The organism is Pseudomonas sp. RA_35y_Pfl2_P32, from assembly GCF_963970735.1.
Lineage (GTDB): Bacteria > Pseudomonadota > Gammaproteobacteria > Pseudomonadales > Pseudomonadaceae > Aquipseudomonas.
This window is the reverse complement of sequence record NZ_CAXAQF010000002.1, coordinates 141,382-163,539: the sequence shown is the minus strand read 5'-3', so window position 1 is coordinate 163,539 and position 22,158 is coordinate 141,382. Positions and strand designations below refer to the sequence as shown.

The following is a 22,158-nucleotide window of genomic DNA, read 5'->3' as shown; positions in this document are numbered from 1 at the left end:
CCACAGGGATCTTCTTTGGGGAGTAGATCGCTTACAAAATCCGCACGCGCAACGAGCGGCCCTTGATCTTGCCTTCGCTCAAGCGCTGCACGGCCTGCTTGGCGATGCTGCGGTCCACGGCCACGTAGGCCTGGAAGTCGAAGATCGCGATCTTGCCGACCTGGGCACCCGGCACGCCGGCGTCGCCGGTCAGTGCGCCAAGGATATCGCCCGGACGAACCTTGTCCTTGCGCCCGGCACCGATGCACAGGGTGCTCATGGCCGGCAGTAGCGGACCGCCGCCCTGGGAGGGCAGGTTGCTCAGTTGATCCCAGCTCAGCGGCGACTTCTGCAGCAACTCGATGGCTTGGGCGCGGTGGGCTTCGGACGGCGCCACCAGGCTGATCGCGATACCTTTTTCACCGGCACGACCGGTACGGCCGACGCGGTGGATGTGGATTTCCGAATCCCGGGCCAGCTCGACGTTGATCACCATGTCCAGCGCGTCGATGTCCAGGCCGCGGGCTGCCACATCGGTAGCCACCAGGACCGAGGTACTGCGGTTGGCGAACATCGCCAGAACCTGGTCACGGTCACGTTGCTCCAGGTCACCGTGCAGGCCGACGGCCGAGATGCCCTTGGCGGTCAGGTGGTCGACGGTTTCCTGCACTTGCTGCTTGGTGAAGCAGAAGGCCACGGTGGACTGCGGACGGTAGTGCGCAAGCACCTTGACCACGGCGTCCATGCGTTCTTCCGGGGAAATCTCGAAGAAGCGCTGCTCGATCTGGGTGTCGTCGTGGAACGCCTCGGCCTTCACTTGCTGCGGGTTGCGCATGAACTTGGCGGCCAGTTGCTTGATGCCCACCGGGTAAGTGGCGGAGAACAACAGGGTCTGGCGGCGCTCCGGGCTCTGGGCAATGATTTCTTCGATGGAATCGTAGAAACCCATGTCGAGCATGCGGTCGGCTTCGTCGAGGATCAGCGTGTTCAGGCCGTGCAGGACCAGCGAACCCTTGCGCAGGTGCTGCTGGATGCGGCCCGGGGTGCCGACGATGATGTGCGCACCGTGCTCCAGGGAGCCGATCTGCGGGCCGAACGACACGCCGCCACACAGGGTCAGGACCTTGATGTTGTCTTCGGCACGGGCCAGGCGACGGATTTCCTTGGCGACCTGGTCGGCCAGCTCGCGGGTCGGGCAGATGACCAGCGCCTGGCAACCGAAGAAGCGCGGATTGATCGGGTTCAGCAGGCCGATACCAAAGGCGGCGGTCTTGCCGCTGCCAGTTTTGGCCTGGGCGATCAGATCCATCCCCTTGAGGATCACCGGCAAGCTTTGCGCCTGGATCGGCGTCATCTCGGCATAACCCAAAGAGTCGAGGTTAGCCAGCATGGCGGCGGACAGCGGCAAAGTATTAAAAGCGGTGGCGATGGTGGTCACGGGACTGGCCTGCAAAACAAAATGTCGCGCAGTGTACCAGTCCGGTGGCCATTCGCCCTAAGGTTCGATGTGCGGTTCCGGACGTTTGACGCGCCGTCCGTCTTCTCTGGACAGCTGGGAGAAGATCGCCGCGGCCAGCATGGCCATGATGCCGACGGTGACAAAGGTCATCTGGAACGCCCCCAAAATGGTGTCCACGCCATCGTTGCCGACGTCGGCGCTAAAGCCGCCGAGCAAGGCGCCGGCGCAGGCCACCCCCAGGCTCAGGGACAGTTGCGCGACCACCGACAGCAGGCTGTTGCCGCTGCTGGCGCTGGCGTCGTCGAGGTCGATCAGGGTCACGGTGTTCATCGCGGTGAACTGCAGGGAGTTGATGGCCCCGAGAATAGCCAGGTGCACCAGCAGCAGCCAGTAGGGCGTCTGCTCGCTGACCAGGCCCATGTTCGCCAGCATGATCCCCAGCGCCAGGGTGTTGCCGGTGAGCACGATGCGGTAGCCAAAACGCTCGATCAACGGTCGCGCCACCGACTTGGCAAGCATGGCAGCCGCGGCCAGTGGCAACATGCTCATCCCGGCCAGGGAGGGCGAATAACCCAGGGCCACCTGCAGTAGCAATGGCACCAGGAACGGCAATGCACCGCTGCCCAGGCGGGCGAACAGGTTGCCCAGAATGCCCACGGCAAAGGTCCGGGTCCTGAACAGCGACGGCGCGAACAACGGGTTGTCGATATGCCCGGCCCGCAGCCAGTAGGCGGCCAGGCAAGCCATGCCACCGAACAGCAGCAACATGACCCGCAGGTGCGGCAGGTGCAGTTCGCCCAGGCCTTCCATGGCGATGGTGATCAGCACCATCGCCGCGCCGAACAGCACGAAGCCCAGGCCATCGAAGCGCGTGCGCTCACTGCCCCGCAGGTCGGGGATGAACTTCCAGACGGCGTAGCAACCGACCAGGCCCACCGGCAGGTTGATCAGGAAGATCCAGTGCCAGGTCAGGTACTGCACCATCCAGCCGCCCATGGTCGGCCCGATCAAAGGACCGAGCAGACCGGGGATGGTGATGAACCCCATGATCCGCACCAGCTCCGAACGCGGGTAGGCGCGCAGCACCACCAGGCGTCCGACCGGCAGCATCAAGGCGCCGCCCAGGCCTTGGATCACCCGGGCGCCGATCAGCATGCTCAGCGTCTGCGACAGCGCGCAGAGCAGGGAGCCAAAGCTGAACAGCAGGATCGCGCCGAAGAAGATCTTTTGGGTGCCGAAACGGTCGGCGATCCAGCCCGACGCGGGAATCAGCAGTGCCACGGTGAGCATGTAGGCAATGATCACCCCCTGCATGCGCAGTGGGTCTTCGGCCAGGTCGCTGGCCATGGCGGGCAGGGCGGTGTTGAGGATGGTCCCGTCGAGGGACTGCATGAAAAACGCAATCGCCACCACCCAGGGAATCCAGCGGGCGGTGGTGGCGTCCAGGTCAGGGCGATTGGGCATGGGACCTCTTGGAAAATGACAGTTCAAGTCCCTGTAGGAGCTGGCTTGCCAGCGAAGGCGGCACATCCAAAATCAGCAGCGCCTGACCCCCCGCATCGCTGGCAAGCCAGCTCCTACAAGGTTTTGCGGTCTTACAGGGTCAACGTCAACCGCTTGATCAACGCCCCTGGCAGCAACGCCGATGCCGTGGCGCGCTGGTCGTAGGTGCTGGCCGACAGAATCAGCTCGCGCTCCTGGGTCAGCGCCTCCAGCTGCGAACCCAGCAGGCTGTAGGCACTGTCGTCGAAACGCATGGTGTTGACCGGCGCCTGGATCTCGCCGTTCTCGACCCAGAAGGTGGCGAAGCGGGTCATACCCGTCAGGCGCGCGGCCGGCTGGTCCGAGTAGTTCAGGTACCACAGGTTGCTGATGTACAGGCCGGTGCCCAGTTGCTTGAGGATTTCGGCTTCGGGCAGGGTGCCGGCGGCCATGTTCAGGGCGCTGGGCGACTCACCGCCGCCCGCACCGTTGGCGGTCAGGCCATACTCGGCGGCGCTGCGCGAGCTCACCAGTTGCTCGCCTGCCGCGCCGGCGACAATCAGTGCCAGGTCGCTGCGCGGATAGCCCTCGCCGGAAAACGCCGGGCTCAGGGAACCGCTGACTTTTTCGTCCAGGCCCAGCAGCGGGCTGAAGTGCTGGTCGCCGCCGTAGAGTTTTTGCAACGGACTGCTTTTGCTGGCAATCGACTGCGCCGAGAAACCACCCCAGCAGAGCATGCCGAGAATCTCGTCAAGCGCGGCCGGTGCCAGGTAGGCGCGGTAGTGCCCGGGCGCCAGGGTATGCAGTGGGCGGCCCAGATACTCCAATTGCTCGCGCGCCTGTTCGAAGCGCTTGGCAAAACCGGCGTCGCTCCACTCATGCCCGGCGTAGCTGGCCTTGACCGCCTGGCCGTTGGCGTGGAACAGGCTGAAGTCGAAGTTGAAACTGTTGGCCTGGTGCCAGCCGAAGGCACCGGCTGAGCTGGCGAAACCACGGCTGATGGGGCCGGCGGCATAAAAACCGACCAGGTCCAGGCCTTCGGCTGCGCGGGCGATCTGTTCCACCACTTGGGCGGTGTCCGGCAGCGGATGCTCCTGCACTTGCGTGCTCTGCCAGCCATCGGGGTTGAGCAGCAGGTACGGGTCCGGCGGCAACAAGGGCAGGGTCTCGCGCAACTGCTGCAGGCCCTCGGCCAGGCGTTGCTGGTCGACTTGCGGGTCGCCGGCCAGGGTGATGTCGAGGTCGGCATGCCGGCCCTCGTTGATCAGCTTGAACCCCAGGCTGGCCTGCTGGACGTGACCGGCCTGGCGCACCTTGGCGTGGTTGAAGCGGACGAACGCCGAGGATTCGGCGGCATAGCTCAAGGTGAATTGCTCAGGCTCGCGCAGGGCGCCGCGCAGCCAGGACACCAGTGACTTGAATTGTTCGACCTGACTCAATGGGCTGCTCATCAGGCATCTCCCCCAAACACATCAATGTTGCTGAATACGCAGGCCGGCGAGGCATGCCCCACGCGGATCACCTGGTTCGGTTCGCCTTTGCCACAGTTCGGCGTGCCCAGCACCTTGAACGTACTGCGGTTGCCGACGGCGCTGAGGTTGTTCCAGAACTGCGCGCTGATGCCCCGGTAATTGGGGTTCTTCACCACGCCCTTGAGTTCGCCGTCTTCAATCAGTTGGCCCCACTCGCAGCCGAACTGGAACTTGTTGCGCGCATCGTCGATGGACCAGGAGCGGTTGGTCGACATCAGCACCCCGTGTTCGATGCCGCCAATCAGTTGTTCGAGGGACTGCTCGCCCGGCTCGATGTTGAGGTTGGCCATGCGGTCGATCGGCGGCCGGTTCCAGCCGCAGGCCCGGCTGTTGGCGACGCCGCCCAGACCGGCGCGGAACTGCGACAGCGCACCGCCCAACGGACGCTCCAGACGGCCCTCGCGGATCAGGAACTGCTTGCTGGCGGCAGTGCCGTCGTCGTCATGGGCGTAGCTGGCGAGCTCTTCGGGAATCTCCGGGTCGAAGGTCACGTTGAGCAGCCGGGAGCCATATTGCAGGTGGCCGAAGTCGCTGGCCTTGACGAAGCTGGTGCCGGCGTAATTGCGCTCGTCACCGAGGATGCGGTCCAGTTCCAGCGGGTGGCCGATGGATTCGTGGATCTGCAGCATCATCTGGTCGGGCATCAGCAGCAGGTCGCGCGGACCTTGCGGGGTGTTGGGGGCGAGCAGCAACTGCAGGGCCTGGTCGGCGACCTGAGGGCCGGCGCCGATCAGCCCGCAACGACTGATGACATCGGCGCTGCCTTGCTGGCCGAAGTTCTCGCGGCCCAGGCTGCGGGTCTGGCTGTCATGGCCGTCGTAGGCCGTGACGTCCAGGCCCGGGTAGACAAAACGTTGCGCCTGGCGCAGTTCGGCGCCGGCACTGTTGAGGTAAATCTGTTCGACATGGTTGATGCCGATGCTGACCTGCCAGTTCACCAGGCGCTCGTCCTTGGGCACGGCGGCGGATTCGGCGCCGAGCAGTTGGTAGCACTCGCTGAGGGACGGGAAGGGCTGTTGCAGATTCGGTGACAGGTAGTCGCCACGTTCGCTGGAAACGGCGTGTTGGCGCAGGTCGAGCAGGGCGTGGGCCGCGAGCGCGCGGGCCTGTTGTTCGGCGCGGTCGAGGGCGGCCTGCAGGCCGGCGGGCGACAGGTCATTGGTCGCGGCATAGGCCTCGACGCCATTGACCCGGGCGGTCAGCATCGCGCCTTCGTCGCGGCTCAGGCGGGGCGGCTCGGCGACGTTCTTGCGTACCGACAGGTACTGGCCAGACTCGCGCACGTAGCGCAGCGAAAAAAATTCAGCGCCCGTGCGCAGGGCCGCGAAACGCTGCTTGAGCTGGGGATGGAAATCGAACATGCACGAACCTCCTTGTGAGTGACGGTGACCTCAAGGGCCGCATCGCGGGCAAGCGGAGCGCCGCCCGGCCCGCTCCCACCTGGGTTCCAACCTGTGGGAGCGGGCTTGCTCGCGATGCGTTTGGCGTCAGACCGGGCAGCCCTTGGCGCGCAGGATGGCGTCGAAGCGATCCGGGTCCAGGGTGCCGGCTTCGATAGCCGCCAGCGTAGCCTGTTCGCGGGCCAGCAGGTCGTGGCAACGCACCAGCAGTTCCGGCAACTCGGCGCGGGCGGCGGCAACCACGCCGTCACCGTCGCCGATCATCAGGTCGCCGGGCGCTACCAGCATGCCGGCGCAGGAGATCGGTACGTTGATCTCGCCACCGCCGTCGGTGCTCGGGCCTCGGTGCACGCCACCGATGGCATAGGCCGGCAGCTCGCCGGTCTGCCATTCGTCGAGGTCGCGCAGGGCGCCGTTGATCACCACGCCGACGATGCCGGCCTTGAGGGCCATGGCGCGCATGATGCCGCCGAACACGGCGCGGGTCAGGTCGGCGCTGCCGTCGATCACCAGCACGTCACCGGGGCGGGCCATCTGCATGGCCTTGAGGATCATCAGGTTGTCGCCGGGGCGTACGCGCACGGTCAGGGCGCTGCCGAGCATCGGCGTATTGCCATGGAAGGCCTTGAGCCCCAGGCCTCCGACGTTGCGCCCCAGGCAGTCACTGACGGCGGCGGCGGGGATCTTGCTGAACTCGGTCAGCCATTTCGGATCGAGGGGTTCTACGTTGGGATTGATCAGATAGCCGGTGGGCCATTTGCTCGAAGACACGACATCAAACATGAGTAAGCCTCGTGGCCAGCCAGGTGGCGGCTTGTCGGTGGGGCGGGGGGGTGAAACGTTTGCGCGGTACCTAGAGTAGGCCGGCGCGGGGGGTGGGGGCAAGGGTGGTATAGGTGCAGGAGGGAGGGGGTGTGGCGTCTGGTCGGACGCCATCGCGGGCAAGCCGCAAGCGGGCGCCCGCTCCCACAAGAGACCTCATTCTCCTGTGGGAGCGGGCTTGCCCGTGATGCGCCGAAGGCGCCGGTTTACTGCGCGGTCCGGCTCACTTCACGCAGCGGCTTGCCACGTACCGGGGCGTCGCCCGCAACGTAGTACTTGGCCTGGCTGCGCGGCAACGGCTGGCGACCGCGGATCTTGTCGGCGATTTTCTCGGCGATCATGATCGTTGGCGCGTTCAGGTTGCCGGTGGTGATCAGCGGCATGATCGAGGCATCGACGACGCGCAGGCCCTGCATCCCGTGGACGCGACCTTCGCCATCGACCACCGCCATCTCGTCGGTGCCCATCTTGCACGAGCAGGACGGGTGGAACGCGGTTTCGGCGTGTTCGCGGATGAAGGTGTCCAGTTGCTCGTCGGTTTGCACCTCGATGCCCGGGCTCAGCTCGCGACCACGGAAGGGGTCGAGTGCCGGCTGCTGCATGATTTCCCGGGTCAGGCGGATGCCGTCACGGAATTCCTGCCAGTCCTGTTCGGTGGCCATGTAGTTGAACAGGATGCTCGGGTGCTGGCGTGGATCCTTGGACTTGACCTGGATCCGCCCACGGCTTGGCGAACGCATGGAGCCCATGTGTGCCTGGAAGCCGTGCTCTTTGACCCCGTTGCTGCCGTTGTAGTTAATCGCCACCGGCAGGAAGTGGTACTGGATGTTCGGCCATTCGAAGTCAGGACGGGTACGGATAAAACCGCCGGCTTCGAACTGGTTGCTGGCGCCGATCCCGGTGCCGTTGAACAGCCATTCGGCACCGATGGCCGGCTGGTTGTACCAGAGCAGCGACGGGTACAGGGACACCGGTTGGGTGCAGGCGTATTGCAGGTACAGCTCAAGGTGATCCTGCAGGTTCTCGCCCACGCCTGGCAGGTCGTGAACCACCGGGATGTCCAGGCTTTCCAGAAGCTTGGCCGGGCCGACGCCGGAGCGTTGCAGCAGTTGCGGGGACGCGATCGCGCCGCTGCACACCAGCACTTCTTTGCGGGCACGGGCTTCAACCGTTTCCTCGGCGCTGCCGACCAGGTAACGCACGCCGACCGCTCGCTTGCCTTCAAACAGAATCTTGTCGGTCAGGGCGTGGGTGACGATGTTCAGGGTCGAACGCTTCTTGGCAGTGTCCAGGTAACCGCGAGCGGTACTGGCGCGACGGCCATTAGGCGTGACGGTACGGTCCATCGGGCCGAAACCTTCCTGCTGGTAGCCGTTGAGGTCTTCGGTGCGCGGGTAACCGGCCTGGACGCCTGCTTCAACCATCGCGTGGAACAGCGGGTTGTTGCCGGCTTTGGGCGTGGTCACGCTGACCGGGCCTTCGCCACCGTGGTAGTCGTTCGGGCCGATGTCGCGGGTTTCCGCTTTGCGGAAATACGGCAGGCAGTCCAGGTAGCTCCAGTCTTCCAGGCCTGGGAGTTTGGCCCAGCCGTCGTAGTCCATGGCGTTGCCACGGATGTAGCACATGCCGTTGATCAGGGACGAGCCACCCAGGCCCTTGCCGCGACCGCATTCCATCCGGCGGCCGTCCATGTGTGGCTCTGGATCGGTTTCGTAGGCCCAGTTGTAGCGTCGGCCTTGCAGCGGGAACGCCAGGGCTGCCGGCATTTGTGTGCGGAAGTCAAAACGATAGTCCGGTCCACCGGCTTCCAGCAGCAGGACGGTGACGCCTTCGTCTTCGGTCAGACGGGTCGCCAGGGTGTTACCGGCCGAGCCGGCACCCACAATGATGTAGTCGTATTCTTGGGACATTGGATGCACCCTCTTTGATGGTGGTCAGGTCAGGCCGGGTGAGTGCTTTGCACTCAATCGCCAGCAGGCTGGCTCCCACAGGGGATTGGGGATGCCACAGATTTGGTGCATGACACCAAACCTGTGGGAGCCAGCCTGCTGGCGATGACGGCCTCGCAGGCGAGGCGATTGACGCCTTAGAACACCGAGGCGTAATCGCCCAGTTCGACCTGTACCGATTTGATGCGAGTGAAATTGTTCAGCGAGCTGATGCCGTTCTCACGACCCACGCCCGACTGCTTGTAGCCACCGACCGGCATCTTGGCGTCGGATTCGCCCCAGGCGTTGATCCAGCAGATACCGGCTTCGAGCTGATGAATCACGCGGTGGGCGCGGTTCAGGTCCTTGGTGACGATACCGGCGGCCAGGCCGAAGTCGGTATCGTTGGCACGGCGGATCACTTCTTCTTCGGTTTCGTAGGTGAGGATGCTCATCACCGGGCCGAAGATTTCTTCACGCACGATGGTCATCTCGTCGGTGCAGTCAGTGAACACGGTCGGCGCAACGAACGCGCCCTTGGCGAATTCGCCGTCGGTCAGGCGGTTGCCGCCGCACAGTACGCGAGCGCCTTCTTCCTTGCCCTTGGCGATGTAGCCCAGCACGCTTTCCATGTGGGCGAAGCTGACCAGCGGACCGAAGTTGGTGTTCTCGTCTTGCGGGTCGCCCACACGGATGCGCGCAACACGCTCGACGATCTTGGCTTCAAAGGCGGCTTTGAGGTGGCTCGGTACGAAGACGCGGGTGCCGTTGGTGCAGACCTGACCGGAGCTGTAGAAGTTGGCCATCATGGCGGTGTCGGCGGCGCGATCGAGGTCGGCGTCGTCGAAGATGATCAGCGGGGACTTGCCGCCCAGTTCCATGGTCACGTCCTTGAGCGAAGAGCTCGAGGCGCTGGCCATGACCTTCTTGCCGGTGTCGGTGCCGCCGGTGAAGGAGATTTTCTCGATGCGTGGGTGCTCGGTCAGCCAGGTGCCGACTTCACGGCCGCTGCCGGTCAGGACGTTGAACACGCCATCCGGAACGCCGGCTTCGGTGTAGATCTCGGCCAGTTTCAGGGTGGTCAGGGACGTCACTTCGCTCGGCTTGAAGATCATCGCGTTACCCGCCGCCAGGGCCGGGGCGGATTTCCACAGGGCGATCTGGATCGGGTAGTTCCACGCGCCGATGCCGGCCACGACGCCCAGCGGCTCGCGACGGGTGTAGACGAACGAGGTGGTGCGCAGCGGGATCTGCTCGCCTTCGATGGCGGGCACCAGGCCGGCGTAGTATTCCAGCACGTCAGCACCGGTGACGATGTCGACGTAGCGGGTTTCGGAGTACGACTTGCCGGTGTCCAGGGTTTCCAGGGCGGCCAGTTCGTCGTTGCGCTCACGCAGGATGTCGACGGCACGGCGCAGGATGCGCGAACGCTCCATGGCGGTCATCGCGGCCCAGATTTTCTGGCCTTTTTCGGCGCTGACCACGGCGCGTTCAACGTCGTCGAAAGTGGCACGTTGCACGTTGGCGAGAACTTCACCGTTAGCCGGGTTGATGGCTTCGAAGGTGGCATCGCTGCCAGCATCGCTGTAGCCGCCGTCGATGTAGAGTTTTTGCAGTTCGAAACGGGCCATAAAGTCCTCGCAAGTGCATAAGTGGTTGGCGTTGGTCGCAACGGTGGTGCCCTATGCATGTGGCATCACCGAGTCGCGACAGTTCAGGGGCTGAGCGTTTTATGTGTGCTCTAGCACGCCTGCTTGGCCAGTTGGAAATCCATGTATTCGTACGCAATCTGGTGCGCTTGCGTGGTGTCGAAAGCATCTCCCGACAGCGCGCCGCGCAACCACAGGCCGTCAATGAGGGCCGCCAGGCCGCGGGCGGCACTGCGCGCTTGATCAAGCGGCAACACTCGGCGGAACTGGCAGCACAGGTTGGAATACAGGCGGTGATCGTTGATCCGCTGCAACCTGTGCAAAGACGGGTGGTGCATGCTGGTGGCCCAGAAGGCCAGCCAGGTTTTCATTGCCGGGCCATTGACCTGGCTGGCGTCGAAGTTGCCTTCGATAATCACCTGCAGGTGAGCCCGCGGGCTGTTGTCCTCCAGCGCCTGACGGCGCGCGGTGACGTTCTCGCTGAGGACGCTCATCAGGTACTGCGCCGTGGCGGCGATCAGGCCGTTCTTGTCCTTGAAGTAGTGACTGATGATGCCATTCGAGACACCGGCCAAACGGGCGATCAGCGCAATGCTGGCGTCCCCCATTCCGACCTGATCGACGGCCAGCAAAGTGGCTTCGATCAATTGCTGGCGGCGGATGGGTTGCATACCGACCTTGGGCATCTGCACATCTCCTTAGGCCTTCCGGCAGGCGCAAAACGTCTGTCGGATTGAGGGCCAGTCTATTTTGTTTTGATTGAACGTTCAATCAACAAAGAATAAGATCTGCGACAAATCGTCGCTACCTACAGGTTTTTCCTACGTACGGTTGGCGGAAAAACGGCATCCAAAAATGCTCGAAACCCACGTGCTCTGGCGCTTGCGGGCTTCGGGCTTTTTTCGGGGTGTCTTTATATCACCCGTCGGTCGGCTGCCCACTAACCGATTAGTCGGGTGCTGCCTTGCCTTGTGTCCTTCTCTCGCACTGCCTGGAGCATCTGTGCAATGAGTTCTGCCTCTCTGATAAAGACCCCACCCGAGAAGGTGACGGTCAACGGTTGGGTGTTCTACACCTCTACCGCGTTGATCCTGCTGTTGACCGCCATCCTCATTACCGCGCCGCAAGAAGCCGGGAGAATGCTGGGGATTGCCCAGGCCTGGTTGTCGCGCAGCTTTGGCTGGTACTACATGGTGGTGATTGCCGCCTACCTGGTGTTTGTGGTCGGCCTGGCGTTCTCGTCCTACGGCAAGCTCAAGCTGGGCAGCAAGGACGATACCCCGGACTTCAGCTATGGCGCCTGGGCCGGGATGCTGTTCTCGTCCGGTATCGGCATCTCGCTGCTGTACTTCGGTGCGTCGGAGCCCCTGGATCACTACTTCAACCCGCCGGAAGGCGTGGCGGGCAGCCAGTTGGCAGCGCGCCAGGCGGTGCAACTGACGTTCCTGCACTGGGGCCTGCATGGCTGGGCGATCTACGCCCTGGTCGGCCTGGCCGTGGCGTACTTTGCCTACCGTCATAACCAGCCGCTGGCGCTGCGTTCGGCGCTCTATCCGCTGGTCGGCGAGCGTTGGGTCAAGGGGGCGGCCGGTCATGTGGTGGACGGCTTCGGCATGTTCGTGACCCTGCTGGGCCTGGTGACCAATCTGGGGATTGGCTCGCTGCAGGTGTCTTCGGGGCTGGAGAACCTGTTTGGCATGGAACACAGCAACACCAACCTGCTGATCGTGATCATCGTGATGAGCACCGTGGCGACCATCGCAGCCGTGTCGGGTGTGGAGAACGGCATTCGTCGCCTGTCCAACCTGAACATCGTGCTGTTCAGTGGCCTGCTGATTTTTGTGCTGTTGTTCGGCCCGACCCTGCACCTGCTCAACGGCTTCGTGCAGAACGTCGGTGACTATCTCAATGGCGTGGTGCTGAAGACTTTCGACCTGTATGTGTACGAAGCCGACACCGCCAAGTCCGAGCGCTGGCTGGGCCTGTGGACCCTGTTCTACTGGGCCTGGTGGATTTCCTGGGCACCTTTCGTCGGCATGTTCATCGCGCGTATTTCCCGTGGCCGGACCGTGCGCGAACTGGTCGCCGGTGTGCTCCTGATTCCGCTGGGCTTCACCTTGGCCTGGCTGTCGATCTTCGGTAACTCGGCCCTGGACCTGGTGATGAACCAGGGGGCGGTGGAGCTGGGCAAGACGGCGCTCGAGCAGCCGTCGATGGCGATCTATCAGTTGCTCGAGCATTACCCGGCGTCGAAAGTGGTGATCGGGGTGTCGATCTTTGTCGGCTTCGTGCTGTTCCTGACCCCGGCCGACTCCGGCGCGGTGATGATGGCGAACCTGTCCTGCAAGGGCGGCAATGTGGATGAAGATGCGCCGCACTGGCTGCGGATCTTCTGGTCGGTGGTGATCACCCTGGTGACCGTCGGTCTGTTGTTCGCCGGTAACTTCGAAGCCATGCAAACCATGGTGGTGCTGGCCGGGCTGCCGTTCTCGGTGGTGCTGGTGTGCTTCATGTTCGGTTTGCACAAGGCCATGCGCCAGGACGTGCAGATCGAACAGGAACAGGCCGAGCTGGCGGCGCGGGGTCGTCGTGGTTTCAGCGAGCGGCTGACGGCACTGGAACTGCAACCGACCCAGGCGATCGTGCAACGTTTCATGGACAAACACGTGAGCCCGGCGCTGGAAGACGCGGCGGCGCAGTTGCGCACGCAAGGGCTGGACGTGCAAACGCTGCTGGGTAAAGCCAAGCGCTGCATGGGCCTGCGGATCGAGATGGATGAGGGCAACCCGTTTGTCTACGAGGTCAGCCTGGACGGTTACCTGGCGGCGCCAAGCGAGTCGCCGAGCCCGGATGAAACCCGCACCCGTTACTACCGTGCCGAGGTGTACCTGCACAACGGCAGCCAGGAGTACGACTTGATGGGCTTCACCCAGGATCAGATCACTCGTGACGTGCTCGATCAGTTTGAAAGCCATCGGCAGCTCCTTGGCCGTGTCTATAGCTGAGTTTCGATAAGGCGCGGTGTTTCATCTTAAGCACTGCGCCGTATTCATCGCGGGCTTGCCCGCGATGGCGCCACTAGCGTCAACCTGCATACCCAGGTTTTCCTATAAACAAAAACGCCGCGATCCTTTCGCGGCGTTTTTGTGTCTGGTGCCTGGTCTATCCCAGGTTCTTGCCGAGCAGCGCGTGGTACAGCTCGCTGTCGCCGAGAATCCCCACCACATGGTTATTGTCGTGCAGCACCAGCTTGTTGCCGGTCTGGTAACGAATCTGCAGCGCGTCACGCATGCCGATGCTGGAGTCCACCAGGGTCGGCCGTCGGCCCAGGCCTTCTACTGCTTGCCCCGGGACCCAGTTCTGCAGGTCCAGGCTCGCACCGTTCTGGCGGGCGCCCTTGATGGTGTTGCCTTCGGCCAGGTCCAGCCACGAGTCGCCACCCGGGTCCAGGCACACCGAACCGTTGATGCGCTTGCAGTTGTCCAGGGTGCGCATCAGGCTGCGACCGCAAAGGACGTTGAGCGGGTTGGTGTGGGCGACGAAGGTGCGCACATAGTCGTCGGCCGGGTTGAGCACAATCTCTTCGGGCTTGCTGTACTGGATGATCCGGCCGTCTTTCATGATCGCGATGCGGCTGCCCAGTTTCAGCGCCTCATCGAGGTCGTGGCTGACGAACACGATGGTCTTGCTCAGCTTGCGTTGCAGTTCCAGCAGTTCGTCCTGCAGCCCCTGGCGGATCAGCGGGTCGAGGGCCGAGAAGGGTTCGTCCATCAGCAGGATGTCGGCGTCCATCGCCAGGGCGCGGGCCAGGCCCACACGTTGCTGCATGCCGCCGGACAGCTCATCGGGTTTCTTGTTGCGCCATTGGGTCAGGCCCACCAGCTCCAGTTTATCGTCGACCAGCTTGCGTCGTTCCTTCTCGGGACGACCCTGCATTTCCAGGCCAAAGCTGATGTTCTCGCGCACGGTCAGCCAGGGCATCAGGGCGAACTTCTGGAACACCATGGCGATGCGCTTGGTGCGCATCATTTTCAGCTCTGCCGGGGTACACGAGGCGATATCGATCTGCCGGCCTTCGTGCTCGACGAACAGCTTGCCACGGCTCACCGTGTTCAGGCCGTTGATACAGCGCAGCAGGCTCGACTTGCCGGAGCCGGAGAGGCCCATCAGTACGCAGATTTCACCTTTCTCGACGTCCAGGCTGGCCTTTTCCACGCCAACGATCTGTCCGGTCTTTTTCAGGATTTCATTGCGCGTCATGCCCTGGTCCAGCAGTTTCAGGGCCTCGCGTGGATCCTTGGAGAAGATAACGTCGACGTTATCGAAGCGGATTATGCTCATGCGTCACCCCCTACTACTTTTGCATCGGGTTGTTTGCAGATACGGTCGAGCATGATTGCCAGCAGGACGATCGCCAGCCCGGCTTCAAAGCCCAGGGCGATATCGGCGGTGTTCAGTGCGTTGACCACGGGTTTGCCCAGGCCATCGGCCCCCACCAGCGCGGCAATCACCACCATCGACAACGACAGCATGATGCACTGGGTGATACCGGCCGCGATGCTGGGCATCGCGTAGGGCAGTTCTATTCGCGAGAGCAACTGCCGGCGCGAGCAGCCAAAGGCCTTGCCGGCGTCCATCAGTTCTTGTGGCACATCACGAATGCCCAGGTAGGTCAGGCGGATGGGCGCGGCAATCGCGAACACCACCGTGGAGATCAGCCCCGGGACAACACCCAGACCAAACAGGGTCAGGGTAGGAATGAGGTACACGAACGTCGGTACGGTCTGCATCAGATCGAGTACCGGACGCATCATGGTGTAGAACATCGGTTTGTGCGCAGCAACGATGCCCAACGGCACGCCTATGAGCACGCAGACCAGGGTGGCGAACAACACCTGGGCCAGGGTTTCCATGGTTTCCTGCCAGTAACCCAGGTTGAGGATCAGCAGGAACGACAGGACGACGAAGCCGGTCAGGCCCCACTTGCGTTGAATTAAGTGAGCCAGCAAGGCGATCAGGCCGATCAATGCCAGCGGGTTGAACCAGGTCAGCGCAAACGTCACGCCGTGGATCATCGTTTCCAGTGTCACGGCAATCGCATCAAAGGTATTGGCGCCGTGTTGCGTCAACCATTCAACGAAGGCAGCGATGTACTGGCCTAAAGGGATTTTCTGATCAATCAGCATGGTAGTGAACGTCCGCATGCAAGGAAAAAAACAGCCCGGGCGAGCACGCTCGCCCGGCGTCGCGATTACTGCCCGAGCTTGGCTTTCACGGCTTCCAGCCCTGGTTTACCGTCAATGGTGGTGACGCCAGCGAGCCAGGTATCGAGGACCTGTGGGTTGTTCTTCAGCCACGCTTTGGCAGCCGCGTCCGGTTTCATCTTGTCGTCCAGAACGTTACCCATGAGGGTACTTTCCATGTTCAGGGTGAACGACAGGTTCTTCAGCAACTGCCCAACGTTGCTGCACTCCTGGCTGTAGCCCTTGCGAGTGTTGGTGTAGATGGTGGCCTGGCCATAGTTGGGGCCGAAGAAATCGTCCCCGCCGGTCAGGTACTTCATCTTGAATCGGGTGTTCATCGGGTGCGGTTCCCAGCCCAGGAACACCACGTCGGTGTTACGGCGCGAGGCGCGTTCGACCTGGGACAGCATGCCGGCTTCGCTGGACTCGACGACCTTGAACCCAGCGTCCTTGAGACCGAAGGCGTTCTTGTCGATCATGCTCTGGATCATGCGGTTGCCGTCGTTGCCCGGCTCGATCCCGTAGATCTTGCCGTCCAGTTCCTTCTTGAACTTGGCGATGTCGGCGAAATCCTTCAGGCCTCTTTCGTATAGGGCCTCTGGCACCGCGAGGGTGTACTTGGCGTTTTCCAGGTTGGCGCGCACGGTCTCCACGGTGCCGGCCTCGCGGTACGGCTTGATGTCGTTTTCCATGGTCGGCATCCAGTTGCCGAGGAAGATGTCCATGTTCTTGCCGTCGGCCAGCGACTTGTAGGTCACGGGCACGGAGATCATGGTGGTCTTGGTCTTGTAGCCCAAGGCGTCGAGGATGACGCTGGTGGTGGCGGTCGTCACGGTGATGTCGGTCCAGCCAACATCGGAGAAGTTTACGGTGCTGCATTGAGCCGGCTCTGCGGCTTGAGCCAGCACCGGCAGACTCAGCATGGCGGCCAACAACAACGACGGGGAACCTTTCATGGGTGGACTCCTTGGTGTTTTTTTGGCGGTGTTCCGACAGGAAACCGCACTTATAAGTGTTGCGGTTGGTGGCGCCTGGCGACTGCTCTGCCACGGCGCCTCGCAATCGAGTCGTAACCGATCATGTACCAGTGAAAATCTGACGCCTACAGGGTGCGTCGTATCCAGTACAGGGAGGGTCGCATCCAGTGTCAGCGAGGTCGTTTACAGCTTTATTCGGACCTTTTCAGCCCTCTGCACCGCAAAAAAGCCGCCGCACTGTGTCGTCTGCGGCCAGCGGCGTTAGTGGGCATGGTTACGTCGGTGTGAGACGTCGAACGACCGCGCAAAAGCCTGATGATGCGACCAGTCAACGGATTGCTGCTTGAGCGTAGCAGCTCCGTCGCCAGGCGCTTTGACGCCTGGAATCTGCTCATCGAGGAGTCCCGTACGTCATGGCTATCAGTGTTTTCGACCTGTTCAAAATCGGCATCGGCCCTTCCAGCTCGCACACCGTCGGACCCATGCGCGCGGCCGCCTTGTTCGTCGAGTCGCTGCGTGAAAAGCGCCTGTTGGAGCAGGTACGGCGCATTGAGGTGCAACTGTATGGCTCGTTGTCGGCCACGGGCATCGGCCATGGCAGCGACAACGCGGTGATCATGGGCTTGATGGGGGAATGGCCGGACGCAATCGATCCGTCGTTAATCGGTATGCGTATCGAGACCCTGCGCGAAACCCGGATCTTGCTGCTCGATGGTCGCTGGCCGGTGCCCTTCGTCTGGTCGCGGGACATGCGCCTGATCGACGAAAACCTGCCCTTTCATCCCAACGCCATGTCGTTGGTGGCCGAAGGTGAGGAGGGCGAGCTGCACCGCGATACCTACTATTCGGTCGGCGGCGGTTTTGTGGTGGATGAGGCCCAGGCCTCAAGTGGCGTGGTGGACCTGGACCGCACTGTGCTGCCCTACGACTTTTCCAGTGCGGTGGAGTTGCTTGCCCTGTGCCAGAAGCACAACCTGCGGGTCGCCGAATTGATGATGGCGAACGAGAAGGTCTGGCGTTCGGAAGAGGACATCCGCAGCGGCCTGATGAAGCTCTGGCGCGCCATGCAAGATTGCGTCGAACAGGGCCTCAAGCACGAAGGCATCCTGCCGGGCGGCCTCAACGTACGCCGGCGCGCTGCCAAGTTGCATCGCAGCCTGCAGGAACTGGGCAAGCCCAATGTGATCGGCTCGACCTTGAGCGCCATGGAGTGGGTCAATCTGTTTGCCCTGGCGGTCAACGAAGAAAATGCTGCGGGCGGGCGCATGGTCACGGCGCCGACCAACGGCGCGGCGGGGATCATCCCGGCGGTGCTGCATTACTTCATGAAATTCAGCGAGGCGGTGACCGACGCCAACGTGGTCGATTACTTCCTCGGCGCTGCGGCCGTGGGCATCCTGTGCAAGAAGAATGCGTCGATTTCCGGTGCCGAGGTTGGCTGCCAGGGCGAGGTCGGTTCTGCCTGTGCCATGGCGGCAGCCGGGCTGGCGGAGATTCTCGGGGCCACGCCGGAGCAACTGTGCAACGCGGCGGAAATCGGCCTGGAACATAACCTGGGGCTGACCTGCGACCCGGTCGGCGGCCTGGTGCAAGTGCCCTGCATCGAGCGCAACGCGATTGCGGCGGTGAAGGCGATCAACGCGGCGCAGATGGCGTTGCGCGGCGACGGCCAGCACTTCATTTCCCTGGATCGGGTGATCCGCACCATGCGCGACACCGGGGCCGACATGCATGACAAATACAAAGAGACTTCGCGCGGTGGCTTGGCGGTCAGTGCGGTGGAGTGCTGAGAACTCGCGATACCGCCAGACCAGTCAAAACTGCGCGCTAAGTGAACACCTACACCCCGACGCGCCACCTTTTGGCGCGTCGCTATCAGATAAGCCCACGACTCCCGCGCCTGGATCCAAACCGGCGCTGACCGTCTGTCACCCGTGCCTGCGGTGACACTCTTTACCGATGCCCTGTAGCCCTGTTCCCACAAGTGCTACCGATTTGCTCACAGGCAGGGGGGCGGAGTACTTGCCATCCTTGCTGGCACTCATAGTCCCTACTTCCTGCGTGTCATATATAGACACATGACGACGTCGTTTTCAGGAGTTATTGAATACCCATTCAACTTTAGGCATGGCAATTGCTCTGTCATTACAAAGCCCGTCTCCCACGCGAGAACGATGGCCATAACAAGAGCCTCCGCCTGAGGCCATCACCCGCTTTGTGTGAGGAGATACCGCGATGACGTCGTTCAACTCCGGGGCGCAACCCCAGAACCGTGCGCCTCAATCCATCGGCTTTTTGCTGCTGGACAATTTCACGCTGATTTCTCTGGCCTCCGCAGTCGAACCCCTGCGCATGGCCAACCAGTTGTCCGGTCGCGAGCTGTATCGCTGGACGACCCTCACCGTCGACGGTGGCCAGGTCTGGGCCAGTGACGGCCTGCAAATCACCCCCGACGCCTCGATGCACAAAGCGCCGCCACTGGACACCATCATCGTCTGCGGCGGTATCGGCATCCAGCGTACGGTGACCCGCGAACACGTGTCGTGGTTGCAAAGCCAGGCCCGTCAATCGCGCCGTCTTGGCGCCGTCTGCACCGGCAGCTGGGCATTGGCCTGCGCAGGGTTGCTGGACGGTTTTGATTGCAGCGTGCACTGGGAATGCCTGGCGGCGATGCAGGAAGCCTTCCCGCGCGTGGTCATGAGCACCCGTTTGTTCACCCTCGACCGCAACCGCTTCACCAGCTCCGGCGGCACCGCGCCACTGGACATGATGCTGCACCTGATCAGCCGCGATCACGGCCGGGAACTGTCGGCGGCGATTTCGGAAATGTTTGTCTACGAGCGCATTCGCAACGAACAGGATCACCAGCGCGTGCCACTCAAGCACATGCTGGGCACCAACCAGCCGAAGCTGCAGGAAATCGTCGCGCTGATGGAGGCCAACCTGGAAGAGCCGATCGACCTCGATGAACTGGCGGTGTACGTCGCTGTGTCCCGTCGACAGCTGGAGCGGCTGTTCCAGAAGTACCTGCACTGCTCGCCGTCGCGCTACTACCTCAAGCTGCGCCTGATCCGCGCCCGGCAGTTGCTCAAGCAAACGCCGATGTCGATCATCGAAGTGGCTTCGGTCTGTGGTTTTGTCTCCACGCCGCACTTCTCCAAGTGCTACCGCGAATACTTCGGCATCCCACCGCGTGACGAACGTGTGGGCTCCAACAATTCCCAGCAGGTGGCGATGATGCCGATTCCGCAGGCACTGGTATTGGCACCGTTGTCCGGGCCGATGTCGGCGTTGAGTCAGGCGCGTAATGAGTCGACGTTCGCCAGTGTAAGGCTTTAAACCGAGTCGCCTTCATTCGCGGGCAAGCCCGCTCCCACATTGATTTGTGAACGACACAGATCCAGTGTGGGAGCGGGCTTGCCCGCGAAGGCGTTTATCAGGCGCTGCGGCTTTGCTGATAGACCGCCAATGCCGGCAACAGCTGCTTGTCGATGGCCTGGCGCACGGCCGGCAGGATGGTTGCGCTGCTGGTGTACATCTGCTTGATCATGGTCCGCAGTTCCGTTGCCCGTTCGTTGTTCAAACCCCGTACCGCGCACTCGCAGGCCTGCTCGGCGGTAGCGCCAGGGGGCACGGCAAATCCCAGCGCCTTGAGCTGACCCAACAGGTCTTCCTGGTCAATCAAATCGGTGTACATCATGACGCAATCCTTCTTCAGGGAACGGTGTCGTGATTCGATTCTGGTGGGGGCTTGGGGTCGGGGCAAGGACGAATTGGCGTAATGGCCGCGATACCTATGAACAGGTCGTTTTCGGCTAACTCACCCTGTCGGGGAGTGGGCACACTGACCGCAGCTCGCTACACGAAGGTTTGGTCACCCTCGCGCAACGGCTCCTCAACAGTACCCTCCTCAGCTCCGATCTTGTCACGGCTTGATCGGAGTTTTTTTGTCAGTGGATCCAGGGATGCCCAGGCCTGTGCGAGCTTGCTCGCGATGAACGATGACGCGGTTTAGCGCTGTAGCACCAGGATTCGTGATAACAACTCATCACGATCGATGTAGCACCCCTGGAAATGCCGGGCGCCGCGGGTGGGGTCGAAGGCGTTGCGGGCATGGAGGGTGCGGCGGTTGTCGAAGCACCAGAGTTCGCCGGGCTCCAGGCGCTGGATCAGGCGGAACCGGGGTTCGCGGGTCATGGCGATAAAGCGCCGATAGGCGCGATAGAGGTCGGGCATCTGTTCGACCGACGTATCGAACGGACCGCGCAGGAAATTCGCCATGCGGATCTCCGCCACTTGCCCGGTTGCATCCAGGGCGATGATCGGAGCCTGGCAGCGGTAGTCGCTGTGGCGATCTTTGTTGCGAAACTCCACGGGGATTTCGCACAGCGCACGAAAGGCGTCGGGGTCCTCCTGGCGCAAAGCATGGGCAATGGCGAAACCATCGACAAAAATACTCTCGCCCCCGTCCGCGTCATTGACCAGGCAATGCAGGAATTGCAGCCCCGGTTGCAACTCCCGGGTCGGCAAATCGCTGTGCAGCGGCAGGTTGAAAGCGGTGTAGGCGTTGCTGTCGGCGTCGGCCCGCGATTGCACGTTGAACAGCACGCCAAAATTGCTTTCGCGAATGAAGGAAATCCGTTGGGCGATCGCTGTGAGTGAGCCCGGCTCAGTGGGCACGCCACGCACCTGGCTCAAGCCGATATCGCGCAATGCCAGCAGCCATTGCAGCAGGGCCTGGGAGTCCTCCATCAGCGCCTGGTACTCGAACACCGGCAGCTGCAACTGGCTGTCCCACAGCTGGCTTTGCGGTTTTGCCGCACGGCGCTCGGCGCGGGAAGCGTCGTCATAGGCGTGGGCGCGCAACCAACCGGGGTCGAAGCGGCTGACATGGCCGTCCTGCCAGTCGATGCGCAGGCAGCCCTCGCTATCCACCCGGGTGCTGAGGGGGAGCAGGTCTGCAGGAACGTCGACGATTTCCAGCACCTGCTCGCGGGTCACGCTGTAGACGCAGTCGGCGCAGGGGCAATTGTCCCGTAGCCAGGGGTGATGGAAGGGGCTGGTCCGGCCATCGGCCCACTGCACTGACACGCGATCCGCCAGGGTGTGCACGGCGGTCAACGCGCTGATCATTGGGTAACGGCGAAAGTCGGCAATGGGGGCGGCGGTGTTCATGGGGCTGCTGTTCCTGTGGTTATTTTTCCGTAGGCAGTGCGATCACCCGGCCGAGGTAGGCGGGTGTGGGCAGGTCTGATTGCAGCGCGGTCATGGCCAGCAGCTTGTGCGCCACTTGCTCGCTGAACGGCGCCGAACGCGGGCCGGCCAGGTCGACGTGGAGCAGCATCTGCTCGTTGCCCGCCAGTGCCTGTGCCTCTCCCACCTGGTGCAGGCTGTGGTAGAGGTGCAGGCGCTTGCGGTCGTGGCCGATGATCTGCGTTCGCACCTCGACGTCAGTGCCGAGCTTCACTTCGTGCAGGTAGTTGAGGTGCAGTTCGAGGGTGAACAGCGAGTGGCCGGTGGCCGCGCGGTTATCGCTGTCCATGCCCAACTGGTCCATCAATGCGTCGGTGGCGTAGCTGAAGATCAGCAGGTAAAAGGCATCGCGCAAATGGCCGTTGTAGTCGACCCAGTCGGGGATGATGGTGGTTTGGTAGGTGGTGAGGGTGGGCATGTTTCAGGTTCCGATA

General features: G+C 62.6%; 17 protein-coding genes. 3 read left to right on the top strand and 14 right to left on the bottom strand.

Annotated features, from left to right (window positions below; all coding sequences use genetic code 11):
* Positions 1-31 precede the first annotated feature (31 nt).
* From dbpA to betI, 8 genes are all read right to left on the bottom strand, one after another.
* Positions 32-1,369 carry an ATP-dependent RNA helicase DbpA gene (gene dbpA / locus AACY45_RS02775; RefSeq protein ID WP_339544184.1) on the bottom strand — a complete coding sequence of 446 codons (1,338 nt, stop codon included), beginning with the start codon at positions 1,367-1,369 and terminating at the stop codon, positions 32-34.
* A gap of 105 nt (positions 1,370-1,474) precedes the next feature.
* Complete coding sequence (gene mdtD / locus AACY45_RS02770) at positions 1,475-2,902, bottom strand: multidrug transporter subunit MdtD (protein WP_339544044.1); 1,428 nt, start codon at positions 2,900-2,902, stop codon at positions 1,475-1,477.
* Between the two features lie 131 nt (positions 2,903-3,033).
* Positions 3,034-4,371: a TldD/PmbA family protein gene (locus tag AACY45_RS02765; RefSeq protein ID WP_339544043.1), complete on the bottom strand. Its 1,338-nt coding sequence runs from the start codon at positions 4,369-4,371 to the stop codon at positions 3,034-3,036.
* Positions 4,371-5,813 (bottom strand): TldD/PmbA family protein, encoded by a 1,443-nt coding sequence (locus AACY45_RS02760; RefSeq protein ID WP_339544042.1) that lies wholly within the window; start codon positions 5,811-5,813, stop codon positions 4,371-4,373. Before AACY45_RS02760 ends, AACY45_RS02765 begins: the two co-directional genes overlap by 1 nt.
* 126 nt (positions 5,814-5,939) lie before the next feature.
* A complete protein-coding gene (locus tag AACY45_RS02755; protein ID WP_339544041.1) occupies positions 5,940-6,635 on the bottom strand; it encodes an RraA family protein in 696 nt (231 codons plus the stop codon).
* A gap of 245 nt (positions 6,636-6,880) precedes the next feature.
* Entirely contained in the window at positions 6,881-8,584 is a 1,704-nt protein-coding gene (gene betA / locus AACY45_RS02750) for a choline dehydrogenase (RefSeq protein ID WP_339544040.1), read from the bottom strand.
* 176 nt (positions 8,585-8,760) lie between these two features.
* Positions 8,761-10,233, bottom strand: a complete 1,473-nt coding sequence (betB, locus tag AACY45_RS02745; protein ID WP_339544039.1) for a betaine-aldehyde dehydrogenase — start codon at positions 10,231-10,233, stop codon at positions 8,761-8,763.
* 110 nt (positions 10,234-10,343) lie between these two features.
* Positions 10,344-10,937, bottom strand: a complete 594-nt coding sequence (gene betI, locus AACY45_RS02740; RefSeq protein WP_159998331.1) for a transcriptional regulator BetI — start codon at positions 10,935-10,937, stop codon at positions 10,344-10,346.
* 378 nt (positions 10,938-11,315) lie between these two features.
* Between betI and AACY45_RS02735 the strand changes: the two genes are divergently transcribed.
* Positions 11,316-13,256 carry a BCCT family transporter gene (locus AACY45_RS02735; RefSeq protein ID WP_339544183.1) on the top strand — a complete coding sequence of 647 codons (1,941 nt, stop codon included), beginning with the start codon at positions 11,316-11,318 and terminating at the stop codon, positions 13,254-13,256.
* A 157-nt stretch (positions 13,257-13,413) separates the two neighbouring features.
* Here the strand turns inward: AACY45_RS02735 and choV are convergent, their stop codons facing one another.
* From choV to AACY45_RS02720, 3 genes are all read right to left on the bottom strand, one after another.
* Positions 13,414-14,592 (bottom strand): choline ABC transporter ATP-binding protein, encoded by a 1,179-nt coding sequence (choV, locus tag AACY45_RS02730; protein ID WP_339544038.1) that lies wholly within the window; start codon positions 14,590-14,592, stop codon positions 13,414-13,416.
* Positions 14,589-15,437, bottom strand: a complete 849-nt coding sequence (gene choW, locus AACY45_RS02725; protein ID WP_339544037.1) for a choline ABC transporter permease subunit — start codon at positions 15,435-15,437, stop codon at positions 14,589-14,591. The genes choV and choW overlap by 4 nt, the downstream gene beginning before the upstream one ends.
* A gap of 65 nt (positions 15,438-15,502) precedes the next feature.
* The gene (locus AACY45_RS02720) at positions 15,503-16,450 is read right to left on the bottom strand and encodes a choline ABC transporter substrate-binding protein (protein ID WP_339544036.1); all 948 of its coding nucleotides are present in this window, start codon (positions 16,448-16,450) and stop codon (positions 15,503-15,505) included.
* Positions 16,451-16,884: 434 nt separating this feature from the next.
* On the opposite strand from AACY45_RS02720, the gene AACY45_RS02715 reads away from it, so the two are divergent.
* Positions 16,885-18,261, top strand: a complete 1,377-nt coding sequence (locus tag AACY45_RS02715; RefSeq protein ID WP_339544035.1) for an L-serine ammonia-lyase — start codon at positions 16,885-16,887, stop codon at positions 18,259-18,261.
* 445 nt (positions 18,262-18,706) lie between these two features.
* A complete protein-coding gene (locus tag AACY45_RS02710) occupies positions 18,707-19,810 on the top strand; it encodes a GlxA family transcriptional regulator (RefSeq protein ID WP_339544034.1) in 1,104 nt (367 codons plus the stop codon).
* 97 nt (positions 19,811-19,907) lie between these two features.
* On the opposite strand, the gene AACY45_RS02705 is transcribed toward AACY45_RS02710, so the two are convergent.
* The 3 genes from AACY45_RS02705 to AACY45_RS02695 all read right to left on the bottom strand — a co-directional run bounded on the left by AACY45_RS02705 (position 19,908) and on the right by AACY45_RS02695 (position 22,142).
* Positions 19,908-20,171, bottom strand: a complete 264-nt coding sequence (locus AACY45_RS02705) for a hypothetical protein (protein WP_339544033.1) — start codon at positions 20,169-20,171, stop codon at positions 19,908-19,910.
* 311 nt (positions 20,172-20,482) lie between these two features.
* On the bottom strand, positions 20,483-21,646 hold the full coding sequence (locus AACY45_RS02700) for a gamma-butyrobetaine dioxygenase (protein ID WP_339544032.1): 1,164 nt from the start codon (positions 21,644-21,646) through the stop codon (positions 20,483-20,485).
* Positions 21,647-21,665: 19 nt separating this feature from the next.
* Positions 21,666-22,142 carry a thioesterase family protein gene (locus AACY45_RS02695; protein WP_339544031.1) on the bottom strand — a complete coding sequence of 159 codons (477 nt, stop codon included), beginning with the start codon at positions 22,140-22,142 and terminating at the stop codon, positions 21,666-21,668.
* Positions 22,143-22,158: the final 16 nt, after the last annotated feature.